Annotated in this window: 17 protein-coding genes; 1 reads left to right on the top strand and 16 read right to left on the bottom strand. The window is 41.4% G+C overall.

The window, feature by feature from the left end; all coding sequences use genetic code 11:
- Positions 1–11: 11 nt before the first annotated feature.
- The 16 genes from CUU66_RS10745 to yhfZ form a co-directional block, all read right to left on the bottom strand.
- The gene (locus tag CUU66_RS10745; protein WP_101641976.1) at positions 12–674 is read right to left on the bottom strand and encodes a methionine ABC transporter permease; all 663 of its coding nucleotides are present in this window, start codon (positions 672–674) and stop codon (positions 12–14) included.
- A complete protein-coding gene (locus CUU66_RS10740) occupies positions 667–1,416 on the bottom strand; it encodes a methionine ABC transporter ATP-binding protein (RefSeq protein WP_101641949.1) in 750 nt (249 codons plus the stop codon). The genes CUU66_RS10745 and CUU66_RS10740 overlap by 8 nt, the downstream gene beginning before the upstream one ends.
- Before the next feature lie 390 nt (positions 1,417–1,806).
- Complete coding sequence (locus tag CUU66_RS10735; protein ID WP_101641947.1) at positions 1,807–2,529, bottom strand: amino acid ABC transporter ATP-binding protein; 723 nt, start codon at positions 2,527–2,529, stop codon at positions 1,807–1,809.
- Positions 2,526–3,182: an amino acid ABC transporter permease gene (locus CUU66_RS10730; RefSeq protein ID WP_101641945.1), complete on the bottom strand. Its 657-nt coding sequence runs from the start codon at positions 3,180–3,182 to the stop codon at positions 2,526–2,528. The genes CUU66_RS10735 and CUU66_RS10730 overlap by 4 nt, the downstream gene beginning before the upstream one ends.
- Positions 3,183–3,243: 61 nt before the next feature.
- A complete protein-coding gene (locus CUU66_RS10725; RefSeq protein ID WP_101641942.1) occupies positions 3,244–4,068 on the bottom strand; it encodes a basic amino acid ABC transporter substrate-binding protein in 825 nt (274 codons plus the stop codon).
- Positions 4,069–4,311: 243 nt separating this feature from the next.
- The gene (locus CUU66_RS10720) at positions 4,312–4,722 is read right to left on the bottom strand and encodes a DUF4395 domain-containing protein (RefSeq protein WP_101641940.1); all 411 of its coding nucleotides are present in this window, start codon (positions 4,720–4,722) and stop codon (positions 4,312–4,314) included.
- Between the two features lie 470 nt (positions 4,723–5,192).
- Positions 5,193–6,011 (bottom strand): histidinol-phosphatase, encoded by an 819-nt coding sequence (locus CUU66_RS10710; RefSeq protein WP_180955252.1) that lies wholly within the window; start codon positions 6,009–6,011, stop codon positions 5,193–5,195.
- Positions 6,012–6,208: 197 nt separating this feature from the next.
- Positions 6,209–6,961, bottom strand: a complete 753-nt coding sequence (gene nagB / locus CUU66_RS10705; RefSeq protein WP_101641934.1) for a glucosamine-6-phosphate deaminase — start codon at positions 6,959–6,961, stop codon at positions 6,209–6,211.
- A 34-nt stretch (positions 6,962–6,995) separates the two neighbouring features.
- Positions 6,996–8,183, bottom strand: a complete 1,188-nt coding sequence (locus CUU66_RS10700) for a phosphopentomutase (RefSeq protein WP_101641931.1) — start codon at positions 8,181–8,183, stop codon at positions 6,996–6,998.
- Between the two features lie 2 nt (positions 8,184–8,185).
- A complete protein-coding gene (locus CUU66_RS10695) occupies positions 8,186–9,349 on the bottom strand; it encodes a YhfX family PLP-dependent enzyme (protein ID WP_101641928.1) in 1,164 nt (387 codons plus the stop codon).
- A 7-nt stretch (positions 9,350–9,356) separates the two neighbouring features.
- A complete protein-coding gene (locus CUU66_RS10690) occupies positions 9,357–10,490 on the bottom strand; it encodes an aminotransferase class V-fold PLP-dependent enzyme (RefSeq protein ID WP_101641925.1) in 1,134 nt (377 codons plus the stop codon).
- Positions 10,491–10,516: 26 nt separating this feature from the next.
- On the bottom strand, positions 10,517–11,434 hold the full coding sequence (locus tag CUU66_RS10685) for a phosphotriesterase family protein (RefSeq protein ID WP_101641923.1): 918 nt from the start codon (positions 11,432–11,434) through the stop codon (positions 10,517–10,519).
- Between the two features lie 129 nt (positions 11,435–11,563).
- Positions 11,564–13,066, bottom strand: a complete 1,503-nt coding sequence (locus CUU66_RS10680; protein ID WP_101641921.1) for a YhfT family protein — start codon at positions 13,064–13,066, stop codon at positions 11,564–11,566.
- A gap of 10 nt (positions 13,067–13,076) precedes the next feature.
- On the bottom strand, positions 13,077–13,448 hold the full coding sequence (locus tag CUU66_RS10675; RefSeq protein ID WP_101641919.1) for a DUF2620 domain-containing protein: 372 nt from the start codon (positions 13,446–13,448) through the stop codon (positions 13,077–13,079).
- Positions 13,448–13,810, bottom strand: coding sequence for a PRD domain-containing protein (locus tag CUU66_RS10670; RefSeq protein ID WP_101641972.1), 363 nt, complete (start codon positions 13,808–13,810; stop codon positions 13,448–13,450). The genes CUU66_RS10675 and CUU66_RS10670 overlap by 1 nt, the downstream gene beginning before the upstream one ends.
- 137 nt (positions 13,811–13,947) lie before the next feature.
- Positions 13,948–14,868, bottom strand: a complete 921-nt coding sequence (yhfZ, locus tag CUU66_RS10665; RefSeq protein WP_101641917.1) for a GntR family transcriptional regulator YhfZ — start codon at positions 14,866–14,868, stop codon at positions 13,948–13,950.
- 224 nt (positions 14,869–15,092) lie between these two features.
- On the opposite strand from yhfZ, the gene CUU66_RS10660 reads away from it, so the two are divergent.
- Complete coding sequence (locus CUU66_RS10660; RefSeq protein ID WP_180955251.1) at positions 15,093–15,869, top strand: HAD family hydrolase; 777 nt, start codon at positions 15,093–15,095, stop codon at positions 15,867–15,869.
- Positions 15,870–16,122: the final 253 nt, after the last annotated feature.

Raw genomic sequence — 16,122 nt, 5'->3', positions numbered from 1 at the left:
CCTCCAATTATTTATCTTTTATCTATCATTCTTGACACAGTCGTCCCAATAAATTGAACCAGCTGCACCAGTATGACCATAATAACAATAACATAAATCATTAATTCTGTTTTAAACTGCTGATACCCGTACCTTATGGCAAAATCGCCTATACCGCCGCCGCCAACCACTCCCATGATCGTAGAATAGGAAATAAAACTGATAATTGAAGTAGTTAAGCCGAGAACAAGTCCGGAACGAGCCTCAACATAAATAAATTTAAATATGACTTCCTTAACAGACGCACCCATTGAAACGGCTGCTTCTATCACACCTCTTGGCACGTCCAATAAGGACTGCTCGACTAACCGCGAATAATGTGCAATGGCGATGATCGATAACGGAATGGTCGCGGCCGCTGTGCCAATGGCCGTACCAATAACTAATCTTGTAAATGGGATTAAAAATACAACTAATAATAGAAAAGGAAAAGAACGAATAATATTGACCAGTAAATTTAATATCGAGAAAATGACCGTGTTCTCAAGCAGCTGGCCCTTTCTGCAAAGGAAAAGCAGTGTGCCCGCCGGAAGTCCAACCAGAACAGCAGCTAAAATAGAAACACCAACCATTACAAAGGTTTCTCCGATAGACTGCCAAATTTGAGTTTCATATTGAGCTAAAATCTCAGGCATGATCAAGTTCACCATCCTTTGTTAGTTGTTCTACAAAGGATGCCGGACTATTATCGGTATTTTGAATACCTTTTGGTTTACTTAACACTGTGTCATAGATTTCTCCATCTGCCATTATAGTTACACGATTACATATACTCTTAATGACTTCCATTTCATGACTGACAATGACAATCGTAACACCAAGACGTGTATTAATATTTTCTAAAACTCCTAATATGTCAGCGGTTGTATTAGGATCAAGAGCTGAGGTTGGCTCATCACATAATAAAACTTGCGGTTTATTCGCCAATGCCCTTGCAATGGCAACGCGCTGCTTTTGTCCGCCGCTTAATTGTGCAGGGTATTTATCCAGGAAACTACCAAGCCCTACAAAGTGAAGACACTCAAGCACTCTGCTCCTGCGTTCTTTTTTAGGGAAATTGGCCAATTCTAAGGATACAGCCACATTCTCGTATACCGTTTTATTTGCCACTAGATTAAAATGCTGAAAAATCATCCCGATCGATTTTCGTACTTGTCGTAGATTTTTGCTGGTCATATGGGTTAATGTCTTCCCATTTACTTCCACTTCACCTCTATCTGGGATTTCCAACAGATTCATTAATCTCAGCAAGGTTGATTTACCTGCACCGCTGGCTCCAATAATGCCATGTATCTCTCCTTTATTTATCGTTAAAGAAACAGACTTAATAGCCTGAAACTGAGAAAAATGTTTACTCACGTTATGTAGTCTAATCATAAAAAAGCACCTTTCTATTAATGGAAGGGTGAAAACAATTCATTAATTATAGCTTAATATACGGAGATTGTCATGGTAGCAGCAGCTTTAAAATAATGGAAAGAGGAAGTTACGTTCTGACCCTGTACCTTTAGGCGCCTTAAAAAGAAAGGATCCCTTCTAAAAGATTGTTGTTTTCAATAATTTATGTGAACTCACCTATTGGTAGACAGGTTGATTGGAATGGAAGGTGCGAGAAAACACAGGCGGAGCTGAGGAGGCTCGACGCCCGCCCCGCGGAAAGCGAGCATCCTCACGTTCCAATCAACCCCTTGTTCAATAACAACAAAGTTTTGCGAAAACAGCCAATAAAAAGAGAAGCCAGCGGTTGCCAGCTTCTCTCTTTAACTTTTATAGTACTTTGCTCAGGAAGGCTTTTGTACGTTGGTGCTGTGGTGATTCAAACAACTGTTTTGGGACATTTTCCTCTACAATATAGCCTCCGTCCATGAAAAGGACACGGTCGCCTACCTCACGGGCAAATCCCATTTCATGGGTTACCACAACCATGGTCATTCCCTCTCTTGCAAGCTCCTTCATGACTTCCAGCACTTCTCCAACCATTTCCGGATCAAGGGCTGAAGTTGGTTCATCGAACAGCATGATTTTCGGTTCCATTGCCAAAGCCCTGGCAATGGCGACACGCTGTTTCTGCCCGCCTGATAAAGAATCAGGATACACATTCGCTTTTTCTTCAAGACCTACTTTTTTCAGAAGACGTAATGCCTTTTCCCTTGCCTGGCCCTTGTCCACTTTTTTAACCTTTAAAGGAGCCAGCATAATATTTTCCAAGACTGTTTTGTGGGGAAATAGATTGAAGTGCTGAAACACCATTCCTACTTCAGCCCTTATTTTATTTATATCTGTTTGTTTATCGGTAATATCCTTTCCTTCTATCAGGACATGGCCTGCCGTAATGGATTCCAATAAGTTTATGCAGCGAAGGAAGGTAGATTTACCAGATCCCGAAGGACCGATCACCACGACGACCTCCTGGGGTTTTATCGCAACATTTATATCTTTTAGTACCTCATGTTCCCCAAACGATTTCCTTAATGATTGGACCTTTATCATTCCGTAGCCAGCCTTCTTTCTAAACTATGTAATAATATGCTTAAAAGCAGTGTCAATATCAGATATATGACAGCCGCCGTCAGATAGGGCTCCCATGTACGGAAATATTGGCTGCTCATGGCGCGGCCCCAATACATTAATTCTGGAGCGGCAATGACTGAAGCAAGCGACGAATCCTTGATCAATACGATGAATTCATTTCCAAGAGGAGGTATCATCCGTTTGAATGCCTGTGGTAATATGATGTGTCTCATAGATTGGACATGGGTAAGACCCAGTGATCTTGCGCCCTCCATTTGTCCCCTGTCAATGGAAGCAATCCCAGCCCTGAAGATTTCAGCAATATAAGCTGCCGCATTCAACGACAGCGCTATGATGGTAGCCGCCACCGCATTTGTTTCCCCTGTAAAGAACGGGACTACTCCAAAATGGATCAATAATACCTGGACAAGCAATGGCGTTCCTCGAAATACAGTGATATATACCGTAAATGGAAAGGCGAGATATTTATTCCGCATCATTTTCCCCAGCCCAATAAATAACCCCAGAACCGTTCCTATTATAATGCCAGCCAGGGATAATCCAATCGTTATCAGAGTCCCCTTTAACAGATAGGGTGCATATTCCATAATTATGTCAAAACGAAAATCCATCTAAATTCCTCCGTATAGGTAAAATTGCGCAGGCACTGGGTGCTGCGCAATTTATTGAGTATTACTTTGCTTGTTTTAGCTTTTCCAGGTCCGGTGCCGTCCCGAACCTTTCTTTGTAGATTTTCTCATAGGTCCCATTATCCAGGATCGCAGCGATGGCCTTATCGAAGTCGGCTTTCAGTTCGCTGCCCTTCGGGAACATAATTCCGTAGAATTCAGCATCAAAGGTGTCTGGATCCTCTACAACCTTAAGCTTTTGCTTCGGATTGTTCTTTGCATATTCTTCTACTACCGCATTATCCGCCACTACAGCATCTGCGCCTTTATTGATGAGCTCCATAATGGCCAGGTTGTTATTTTCAAATTTTTTGATATTCTTATGATTTTTGCCCAAAAGCTTCTCAACTGCTGCCTGACCCGTTGTACCGCTTTGTACCGCAACGATTTTTCCTTTCAGGTCATCTGCTGATTTAATATCGCTTCCCTCTGGCACAAGGATTTTGTTGATGGATAGGAAATAGGGGGAAGAAAAATCATAGGTCTGTTTTCTTTCTTCATCTATTGTTATAGCGGAAATACCTGCAGCGGCACGTTTGCTTTTTAACTCCACAAACAAAGGATCCCAGCCTACATGCTCCAATTTAACATCGTAGCCTGCTTCCTTGGCAGCTGCATTCAGAAAGTTCACATCGAAACCGACGATTTTATCCCCTTCCAAATATTCAAAAGGTGCATAAGCTGCATCGGTAACAACCCGGATGGTCTTCTTCTCATCCCCGCCAGCAGCCGACCCGCTCGCCTTTTCTTCTTTCCCCGTCTCCGAACCACAAGCTGCTAGCATCATAATCACCATAAAGGATGACAGTATAGCGGCAAGCTTTTTCATCATATCGACCCCTCTACCTTCCAATTTAGAAATATTTTTTTAAATTTTCTAATATATCTATATTATCAGTTAAATATTTTTCCATGCAATAGTTTGGATAAAAAAACTTTCGTCAGATAATATATGTAGATGGCCGAAATAGACTGACTGGAAAATCAACGAAAAAAAGCATGCAAAAAAACCCCTTATCGATGTTAAAATCAACGAACGATAAGGGGTTTTACATTCTTGTATAAATTACTCTCATTTTAGTAAGCTTCTTTTATGTTTCCACATCATAAATCGAAATCTTATAAAACAACCAACACAAAAACCCATAAGTGCAATCCCGGCAGCCAATAGCACCATTATACTAAATACATAGGCTAAAGAATGCAATCCAAGCTGGAAAAACGTTATTGATAATCCAAGACACACGGTGGCGATCCATTGATTAAAGAGCTGCTGGTCTTTGTCCTCCATTATATATTGGGATAACGGTTTTTTTAGCATTTTCTTACCCAGTAAAATTACCGGGTTCTTTTTTGTTATTAAAGTGTAAACGCCTATAACAAATGGAATGAACAGAATAAATTTAAAAAATAACAATGCAGCCAGCACACTTACTACAATAAATAATTGGTTGAGTTGAACCAAAGGTTTTGGTATACCCATTGATTGCCTCCTGATGAACGATATAGTTTTTTATAACCGACTTATCTTAGTATATTACTGTGAATTATTAGTTGACTATATCATAGTTTTACAAATGTGAATACTTTTTTACCCTGTTTAAAATGAAAGCCAGCTGAAAATGATAACAGGCGGCCGCAGCCCAATTTTTAATAGGCCGAAATGATACCTAAATTGAAAAGCGGGTAAGAATAGGAATCATTTCTAAAAGCCAAGCCTTAAAAAAAGGCTATGTTAAAGGTCATTCTTGATTTTTGCACGATGTTGATTGGAACAGATATGCGAGACTCCTGCAGGAAAAGCGGGCCAAGGGAGACCCCACAGGCGTCAATGCCGAGGAGGCTCCCGGAACGCCCTGCGGAAAGCGAGTGCCTGCTAGCTGCAATCAACAGCCTCTTATTAAAAAGGGACGCCGTTTTTGCAGCTCAATAAGTTCTTCATTGCGATTCTTTTTATAGACGCACTAGCTGCATCTTCTTCTCCCTAAAAAAGACCCACTCTTTAAACCCAATCTCTTTCAGACGCTTTTGTACCAGTTCAAAGTCATCACCAATCCGTTCCGGGTCATGGGCATCAGAACCAAATGTAATGTTTACCCCGTAGTGGAGGGCTCTCTCCAGGATTTCGTCGGCAGGATACCAGCCGCCGCAATCCTTTGTTTTGCCTGATGTGTTTACCTCTATGGCAATGTCGTACTCTGAGATCACTTTTAATGTCTGTTCAATTGCATCTGTTTGAATAGATGAAAAAGAAGGATAGAATCCCTTCATCGCATCAATATGTCCAAGAATCTGAAACATTCCGCTTCGGGCGGAGTGTTCTACCAGTTTATAATAATTCTCTTTGGTTTGAACTTTCTGCTGATCAGTTAGCCCTGCCCAGCGTTCCTTATGAAAAATGCTGATGTCATCAACATAATGAACAGACCCGATGATGTAGTCAAATGGATATTTGTCTAAGTGTGTGCGGTATACATCGGCATGCTTTGGAAAGAAGTCAGATTCCACACCCAGCAGTACTTCAATCTTCCCTTTATATTCCTCTTTTAACTGCAGTATTTCTGCTACATATTCCGGGAAGGCGCTCTTTGCCATAGCGATGTGGGGATACAACTGGTCTTCATCACTGGAAAAGTACGGAGAATGATCGGAAATGCCTATGATATGGAGACCTTTTTTTATAGCTGCTTCTATATAATCCCGAATGGTGCCTCGGGCATGCCCGCAGCGATCGTGATGCGTATGAAAATCAAATTTCAAATTGGAGTTCATTCTGCTTCCACCTCTGTACGTTTATTCTTCTTAACCATATACCATCCTCGGCTGAGAAACAAATCTTCATCATAAAAGTAACGGGCTGGCTCAAATTCTAAGCCACCCCGTTCCCTTTATTATACTTGATCATATATTCACATTCTATGCCTTAGCTTCTTCACAGGGTGGATACATACCTCCGTGAAATAGCTGTCTTAAGGTGATTTTATGGACATCCAGGATTCAAGCCTGGCAGCAGCTTTTTCATCTGCAATCACCAGTACATTAGGATGCGTTTTTAATGCTGAAGCCGGACACTCCACATCGTGATCTTTTGAAAACATTTGATAAATGGCTTCTGCTTTTTTATCCCCTGATGCCAGAAGCAATATTTCCTTACTTTTTAAAATGGTTGCTATCCCCATAGTAATGGCATGCGTCGGCACCTCATCTTCATGGTCAAAATAGCGTGCGTTAGCCTGCCTGGTGGATTCCGTCAGCTCAATGACGTGTGTTTCTTTAGTAAAAGGGGTACCAGGTTCATTAAAACCAATATGACCGTTTTCCCCAATGCCAAGTATTTGTAAGTCAACCCCTGAAATCTTATCTATCAACTTTTCATAACGTTTCGCTTCTTGATGTAAATCAGTGGTGAGACCCTGGGGGATATGAATATTTTCCTTTGGTATATTCACGTGATTAAAAAAATGCTGAAACATAAATTGATAATAGCTATTTGGATGGTCTGAAGGGATTCCTGCATACTCATCCAAGTTATACGTAAATACATGCCGATAGGATGTTTGGTTCCTTTTATAATCTTGAACCAGCAATTCATACATCCTCACAGGTGTTCCGCCTGTAGCAAGTCCCAGGGTTACCTCCTGTGATCCTTTTATTTTTTCCAGGATGCGGCCGGCCGCAAAAGCACTCATTTCTTCATAACCTTTAACTTTAACAAGTCTCATTCTCTTCACCTCTCGTTAAAAAGCTATCCATTCATTAGTGCAGAATGTCCTTTAAGAAGCTCTTGCCAAATTCCGGGTTTGGGACTCCTGTGAATTCCGCCATTGTTGCTGCGATATCCGCCATTGTTTCCCTAGTTCCTATGGAAACTGGTTTTACTTTTTTACCTACAACAAGTATAGGGGTTTGTTCCCGTGTGTGGTTAGAGTGGCCAATTGTTGGGTCATTGCCGTGGTCAGCCGTAATGATCAAGATATCCTGCTCACTTAATTCCGGAATAAATGAGGCCAGAAACTGATCAGAAACCTCTAATACTTCCTTATACCAGTCACTGTCTTCTTTATGCCCCGCCAGGTCTGTCTCCTGGACATTAACAAGAAATATTGCATTCTCTTCGCTTTTAAAATAGAGCTCGCGATAGGTTTCAAGAACATCTTTTGTCTTCACAACAGGATCCTTAAAACCCTCTGCCTGAATCACATCAGCAGTTTTTCCGATTCGGTAGACCGGTAGATGATTTTTTTCGGCAATGTGGGCGAATTGTTTTTCAAAATCGACACCATACCCTAAGTGAAGAACCTGATAGCCTTCTCCATATACATTGGCTTTTGGAGCATCGACACCCCACTGAACACCTTTTTGTTTAACAACAGAAAGTATGGTTTCAATATCCGACTTTTCATTACCAAATACAATGACTCTGCTCGTATCCACATTTGCTCTCACAATTTTACCGATTTTCGTCAGTTCCTCAAAGGTTAACTGCTTAAGATCGCCGACTACATTAATAATATTGCCTACCTGTGATTCAAGGTTATCCCCCACTACAACAGAGCCGTTTACAAGTAAAATAGTTGCGCCTTCAATCGGATTCGTTACTTCATACCCCTTTAATTCAAGTGCCTCTTGAATGCGCGGCCCGACATCCTTCATCAATCTCTTGTTCGATTCCTGCGGTTTACTTCCCATAAGCTCCTGATGACCCATAAACGTGTCCGCACCAGGATGGGCCAGGTTACTGCGGCCATATGCAGCCTTAGGTGTACCTATTTCATCCACGATCTTACTTAATCCAAGACTGTATAAAACCGGAATGTTTAAATCGACTTCTTCCCTAATATGCTTATACGTATGAGCATAAATATCTTCAGGCTTTGTCTGCCTGCAATCCTCCATAGCACCGACTCCAAACCCATCTAAAACAAGCAGTGTAATCCTGCTCATCCTTACATCCCCCTTCTTTGTAAGTAAACCAGTTCAGGATTCTGGGAGTTTACGTTCCTTACATATGCAACGTGCGCACGGGTTACAAAGATTTGTGTACGGAATGCATAGATGACAGTGTCTCCAACACTCATATCTCCCGTCCTTTGTAATGCGCCATAGTAATCAATATTTTCAGGAGAAACAAAGTCTACTTTTGTCCTCTGTTTGACAATGTCTGTTTCATTGCTTCCATATAGAGCGTTTTCCATATTTGATCGAGCGTAAAAACCGCCTGCGATGGTATATGCGTGGCTGTCATCCATATGTGAAATTTCCGATGCGTATACAATACAGGGAATTTCCTGGAGATCTTCCTTGTACGCATGAAGCGGTGTTGTTCCCGTCAACGCATGACCAGGCTCACCATGAGTGACTCCCATTTCTTTAAGCATCGGAATTGTATAACAGCTGGTAGCACTCGGAGCATTCACATGGGTCACCTTAATCCCCTTATTTTCCAGAATAACCCGCGCCTGCTTAAGGGTATCGATGTTTGAAGTGAAATTAAAACCCGTTTTTTCCGTATTGATTTGCAAAACGGGGAAACTCGTTATCCCAATCACGCGGATTCCCTTTAGTTTTACTAACTCATCCAAAGAATCTTCGAGCTGGTCCAGCATGAATCCGCCGAATTGACCTGGATAGATCATATCCTCCTGTTTAAGAACCCGCAGGATCACATCCTGAGTGAAGCCAAGATTTTCAGCTGCTTCGGACAGCTGTTTTCCACGCTCAACAGAAAATAGTGTAACAACTTCAGGTTCTAAATCAGTTAACACCTCTCTCCATTGATTTTTACCCGGCTGTACGATATGGCCGATGTTTCCGATATGGCAGTTTTCTTTTTTTAATTCAAATGCCTCATCGATGTCGACAGCCACCGCACGTTCGATTCCGGAATTCTCAATGATATGGCCGGCAAAACCGCTTCTGCCGATCTGCTTAGTCATATAATATAAATTAAGTCCATGCTCAGCGGCAGATTCACTGAGCTTTTTGACATTATGCTCAAGTGAATCCAAATCGATTACATAGGTATTGGCAGGTATTTGTCCCGACTGGTGCAGCTTCACTGCAGATTTAATTAATCCTTGATTTCGCTTCAATGTCATATTAATAAACATGGGCTTGTCATCCCCTTGATATTTCTTCTATTGCGTTTAGTAAAATCTGAATGACTGTTTTGGCAGAAGACTTCATGGGATTCACCCTTACGCCATGCAGTTTTAGTTCAGGCATACTTTCGAGGAAGCTGCCAGAAACCCGGTATATCATTGGAACAAGCTCATAACGGGACTCAGCCCCTACTGGATATGTGGCAGCTCCATATTTAGAAGCCAGTTGAATGACCTTCTGTGCAATTGGCTGTTCGAACTCGACAATGACGTTTTTGGATTGTGAATTCGTGATATATGCATCCTTAATTCCTTGAACTTCGCCATTATTTAACCGCTTGCATAATTCCTCTACCTGCTCATTTTGGATAGCGATCATCACCGGTGCAAACACGAGACTGCGAAGCAGCTCATGTGCTTCAAACCCCTGGACCTGACCCCCGCCTGAGTAATTTCGTTCGTGCAAGCGTTGTATGGTTTCATTGCTGCCAAGAATAATGCCAATTCCCTGCGGCCCTAATAACTTAAAGCCTGAAAAGGCAGAAAAATCCGCACCGTATTGAGTTCCAATGTGTTTTGTTTTCATGGCACAATAATTATCATCAACGACAATAGGCAGATCTGGACGCTTTTCTTTTATGATCGAAATGATTTCTTTTAGATCATACATATCGCCAGGCTGCTGCCTTGAATGCTGCACATAAACTACCTTCGAGTATGCGTCCTGTTCAAGCACCTTCAAAAGAGCTGATTGATCATTCAAATCCACACTATTTTGTTTTAATCCCATTAAGCGGAATGTCTCTTTGGTGGTTGTATACATGGGTGCAGAATGTACAATGCACTGATCCCCAGGTTCCAGCAGGGTGCTGAGAATGATCCGGATAGCCCCTGTTCCGCTTCCTCTCACTAACGCACACGCCTCTGCCCCGAAGGTTCCTGCAAGCACTCTTTCGATTCGCGCTGTCATTAAAGGCCGTTGATGTTCCGGGTGAAGCCCGACATCACCAATCTGAAAGAATTCGTTGTTCTGAAATTCCTTCGTCACTTCATCCATCATTCTAAATTGGAGCTCTTTCGCTTCCTCTAAAGACATATTTTCTAAAACGGACCCCGCAAATCTTCTATTTATGTCTTGTCCCTTTCCCATCGATGAACCATCCTTCCTGCATCCGGTTATTTAAACGCTAAGAATTCCCGTGGGTTTTGGACCAGCATTTTATCAATAATTTCATTAGAAACTCCACTTTCCATTAGTGCAGGGATGAAGTTCTCAAACAAATGGTTATAGCCATGCCCTCCATTTTGTTTTAAATGCGATTTTCTTGTGATATCACACGAAAGCATAATCTGGTTTTCGTATCCTTTATCCAATAGAACAAGTAGATTTTTTACTTTCGCAGAATCTTCCCTGTAGCTGTTTTTGCCAATAGTATCAAATTGAATGTAGGCACCGCTTTGCAGCAATAGGAGTTGTTCTTCCATATCTTCATTCAAATCCTGGTGCCCAAATGAGACGCTTTTCATCACTACATTGTCTTTCTGAAATAGAGCTAACTGCTCTTTTCCCATTGTTCCGATCTCACAATGAGTACTGATAGGCGCTCCTGTGCGGTTATGTGCCATAATGGCAGCCTTGAACACTTTTTCTTCCGTTTTCGTAATCTCATTGAGACTGCTTCCGATTTCTGCAATTAATCCCGCCTTGATGTCTGTCCCATCCATTCCCTCGCAGATATCCCGGATCATGATATCAGCCAGCTCTTCAGCGGATTTTTCAAATACAAATGCTGGATAGACAGACTCTTTATAAAATCCAGTTGACGCAATGACGACCAAATCATGTTTATTGGCAATATCATAAAGTGCTCCCGCATCTCTTCCCATTCCAATATTTGATACTTCAACGATCGTATTACATCCGGAATTTTTAAGCATTTCAATTTCTTGATCAAGTGAAGAATCGTTTTCCAGCATGGAATCCTTATCTTTTTCCTTCCGTACACCTGATAGATCGAAAACAAGATGTTCATGGATCATCGTTTTTAGCATAACTTCCGGTGATAATTTCCCTGTAACTGTTTGAATGTTCATTTCAATCTCTCCTTACCGGGATTTATAAGGGGTCTGACATTCCATACCTTTTAGTCTATAACTCTCAAAGTTTTAGATAAAAGTACTGTGTCTGCGCAGACCCCATTTGTTGCTGATCCTAATCAGCGATTATACTAAGTGAAGGAAATATAGTAGATTTAGAATGATACCTGTAATAATGATAGCAACCGGACCTGCTGCCAGCTTCATGATTGGACGGCCGAGTCCTTCGTTTGCAGCATATAATAGTACATAAATGGTTAATGACAATCCAACTGCATCCGGTGCCATCTTCATAGCGGCAAATGCACCACCAATGAACAGGGCAAGCTCGATCATTGAGTTCATGGAAGAACGAATGTTATCCGATGATTCCCGTAATGATGGGAAGCGCTGCAGGAATCGGCCAATCCCGCGTAAAGCGATTACTTCAAGACAGATCCATAGTGCACCGACTACGCCGGCAAGAATTGGATTAGGCAATAAATATCCAATAGGGAAAACAAATGTCAAACCAACTACCCCATAAACACCTGTCGCAAGGGCTGTCGTAACGATTAATGGAATAAAGCTGATTCCCCTGATAATATCAGCGATAGCTGCACTTTGCAGGAGGTCACTTTGCTCTTGTCCTGTAGACTGCCATGCCTGCTGCAGAATCGGACCGGAAACCTCGGAACCTGTCATCAATCCCATGTTTGCAGCTACGGCCAATAGTGCACCGATACCCGCTAATATTGGAAGTCCTTTGAAAATCCGCTTCGTTCTCGCAGCAAAAATATTTTCTTCTTCACTATCAATAGCAATATCGTTTTTATTCTTTAAATCTTTCGCAACCGCAAAACTGATTAACAGAATCATACCCATTAGCATCAACACGGCAATCTGCATCGTAAATCCGCCAATGGTTGAACCTAGGGAGAAATGATTGGAAGCTTCCGAGATCAAATCCTGTATTTGATTATTTTGACCCGCAGCTTCTTTCAGTGCGCTTATTTTTGCTGCAAAATCAGCATCTTTTGGAAAAGTAATATCCGCTAATTGACGCGCCTTTTCTACTTCCTCGTTTGCTCGTTCAGTAAACACACCGCCAAATACCGGCAGCAGCTGGCGGACAATTAAAGCAAGAATTCCTGCGATAAGTGCCCGCACCCAGCCGAATTGATACAATATTGCGATAATTGGGAACGCTGTGAAAGCTACAAGCACTGGTGTCGATAGTTCCCCTAAAGAGCCCAGCAAATCGATTGGGAGCATCGTAAAGGCTGCCTGAACACCTGTTAAGCCAAATAGAGCAACCAATCCCCAGCCTCCGCCTAAAAGTGCGGCGATCCACCATCTTGTTGCCAGAACCCCTAGAATATCAGTAGGCAGGAATAGCAGCCATGGGTTTAACATTTTGAAAGAGATCGCAAATGAAAGACCGACTGACACGATAAATCCGATACTTAAACCGAAGGAAATCGAAGCAAGCTCTGAACGTTTCATTCTTCCTTCAAGGAATTCCGGTAAAATCGGTCTTATGCCATCATGGAAGACTGATTTCCCTAGATGGGCTGCTACTGCTGTCAAACCAGTCAGCAGTACAATCACCACTATTTCCATAAAGGATGTGTTTTGTAAGATATCCATTTAGATCCTCCTATACGAGACCGTGTTTTTTTAGTAAAGCCCGGATAATATGAGGTACAGCTTCTTCGATACTTTCTACTGCAATTCCGAAGGCGATTTTCCCCTGGTCAACCAATTTTTGAATTTCCTCTGCCTTAGGTTTTCCTCCCGCCTTAGCAACAGTTGAACAATTTCCGTATCCAAGGATCCCTATTGCAACGGAAAGTGCAGCACCGCCGCCGCTGTTACATGCTCCAATATAATAATCCGCATCCCCGGCTTTTACTTTTTTAGCTCCCTCAAAATCAGATGTAACGGTTACTTGTACGTGTTTTCCTCCTTCTGCTTTAACGCTTCTTTCAGTGATATCCTTCTTAAGTCCTCCAACTACAATTCGTAACATTATGCATTCTCCTTTCCAGATAATAAACAGAAATATAAAGTGATAAATGCTGCTTCAGCATCGATATTTGTTTCACTAGCTTTCTCAGATAATAGTTCCTTTGCAAATTCGTAAAAATCAGGGTTTTCCTTTACTACTGTTTGTAGTTCACCGGATATTTCGGAAACAGGCTTCCCCTCGGAAATTCTTTGTAAAGCAACCGAGATATGGCTTGCAAAAGAGCCCGCGTTCTCCTCAAGAAGCTTAACACCCAGAAATTTTTCAACTCTATCAAAAATCCCAGGCAGCTGTTGATAAATTTGATCACTCATTTGGTTTGTGTCATGCAATAAGTCTACTCTCTCTTTTAAGCTGGAATCCATATTGCTGTCCCCCTTCGTTTTGCCATTTATTATTACAATTATTACGTAATCTAAGTATGTGATAAGAGCCGCGAATCTTCCGGGCATTCACCTCCTTCAAAGAATATACAAATAATTGTATTTTCTATGAAAAAAAATTAATACTTCGGTATTTCATCTCCCATAACCACCCGGGACTGAACTCCAACAATTTTTGCTGGTGATAAAAGATTGATGATATAGTCCATTTTACGATTGTCCGTTTTGATGACACATACCGCTTCATTCATTTGTTTCTCATATTGAATGGCAAGCGGTGAAGCCAGCGGCTGAATACTTAATGATGCTGAATCAATTTCATCTACATTCCAGATCATGGCGTCAATGGTATGTGCTTTTATATGCTGCAGAAGATGCATATAGTTAAACTCCAGATATTCGATGTTTAATCCTTTTGTTTCGACCTGCGTTAATATTTTTTGGTCAGTAGAAAAACTGTCTATACCTACTTTCATTCCATCAGCAAGTTTCTTCTTCTTAGGATCCGAAAAAATCACAGCATGTTCTGAGACATATGTCTTTTCACCGAATTCCAACGCAATCCTAAGATTTTTATCCTCTTTTAATTCCTCGATGGCAGAATACTTGGACACAAGTGCGAAATCATACCTTCCTTCTTTCACCCCATCAAGCCTAAGTCTGGACCCCCGCATAAAAGCTATATTAAGGGATAGATCCAAATTCTCCAATTCAGAAGTAAGACCTGTTGCAAGACCTTCGTATTTCTTTGAATAAGGAAGGGGCATTACACCTTGGACTAGATTAGCACCTGTATACTTTAATAAATGAGCGACATTTTTGTATCTAAGAAATGTCCCGAGATGTCCCCTCGGCTCCAATCTGATACAATCCTCGTTCTCTAATATTTTTAACGCTGTTTGAACTGTGCCGCGTCCCACTCCAAATTTTTCAGAAAAGTCACTGACCTTTGGCACTCGCTCATTCAATTCAATGAATAACAAATCTTCAGCTATTTTTTGTAAAATAATACCCTGCTTAGAATAAAGATTTTCCCACAATCATTTTCACCACTCGATTCAATATACGATTTTTTGTATATTACACATGTAGTGTAGCACCGATAGAAAACGTTTACAACCATTTTTTCAAAATATTATTTTATTTATGGATTAAATCGAGAGACTTATCCATTAGCTATGTACAAAAAATTGTATATTGGTTAGTATGTAAACGAGAGAATCTTATGATTATAAACAACCATTTAAAAAAGAGGTGCTGTGAAATGTTTCGCATTGTTTTTATAGATATAGATGGTACTCTATTAAACTCCAAAGAAGAACTGAATGAAAATCTTCTAAAGACGATCCAGGAACTCCAGCAAAAGGGTGTTTTAGTGGCTCTGGCTACCGGACGTTCTTTGGATGGCTCCATCATACATGGAAAACAATTTAATTGTTCGATATATGTTACTTATAACGGCGGATATTCCATTTTAAATAACCATATTATCCATGATGCAAAAATACCAGCAGAATTGGCTTACTTTCTTTGCCGTACAACCCATGATCTTAATGGAACCTTTATACACTTTTCCGATCGAAGATCCCTTTCCAATCGTCCTGGGATGAAAACGGAGTACCTGCTGCCTTTTGCAGAGTCTTCAACTATCATTGATACAAATCGTGATGCTCACCGTCTCGCTCTTTATCTCGATTCCAAACATCGGAACGAACTTCAAACGCAAATCAGCGAAGCCGCCAGTTTCGATGAGGGAGACCGATTGGAGGTATTTCCTGCCGGCTCTAAGTGGACGGGAATTTTACCTGTCATCAAGAAGCTCGGAATATCTCCAGAAGAGGTTGTGACGATCGGTAACGGAACCAATGACATTGAAATGTTAATGGAAGCCGGCTTAGGAATTGCTATGGGAAATTCACCTGATTGTGTTAAACAAGCCGCTGATTGGGTTACTGAGGATAATGACCATGATGGTGCTGCCCTGGCATTGCAAAAGGCTTTTAGCCTGCAAAAAGAACCACTAGTACAAAGTAGGATATGAGACCTTAAGAAGTACAAAATTCATGAAAGTTTTCTCTTTGAGGTCCCACGTTACAACTCCATATTTTTATTTAGTCTCTTTTCTAAAGGCTCTTTTCTAAAAGATTGTTGTTTTTTACTAAGTTTGTGAATCTATTCTATTGTTAAACAGGTTGATTGGAATGTAAGGTGCGAGACTCCTGCGGGAGTAGCGGGACAGGTGAGACCCCACAGGCGAAGCCGAGGAGGCTCAGCGCCCGCCCCGCGGAAAGCGA

It is taken from the genome of Peribacillus deserti, from assembly GCF_002863585.1.
GTDB classification, from domain to species: domain Bacteria; phylum Bacillota; class Bacilli; order Bacillales; family DSM-1321; genus Paraperibacillus; species Paraperibacillus deserti_A.
The sequence above is the reverse complement of the archived record's forward strand: the minus strand, read 5'-3'. Positions and strand labels throughout refer to the sequence as shown.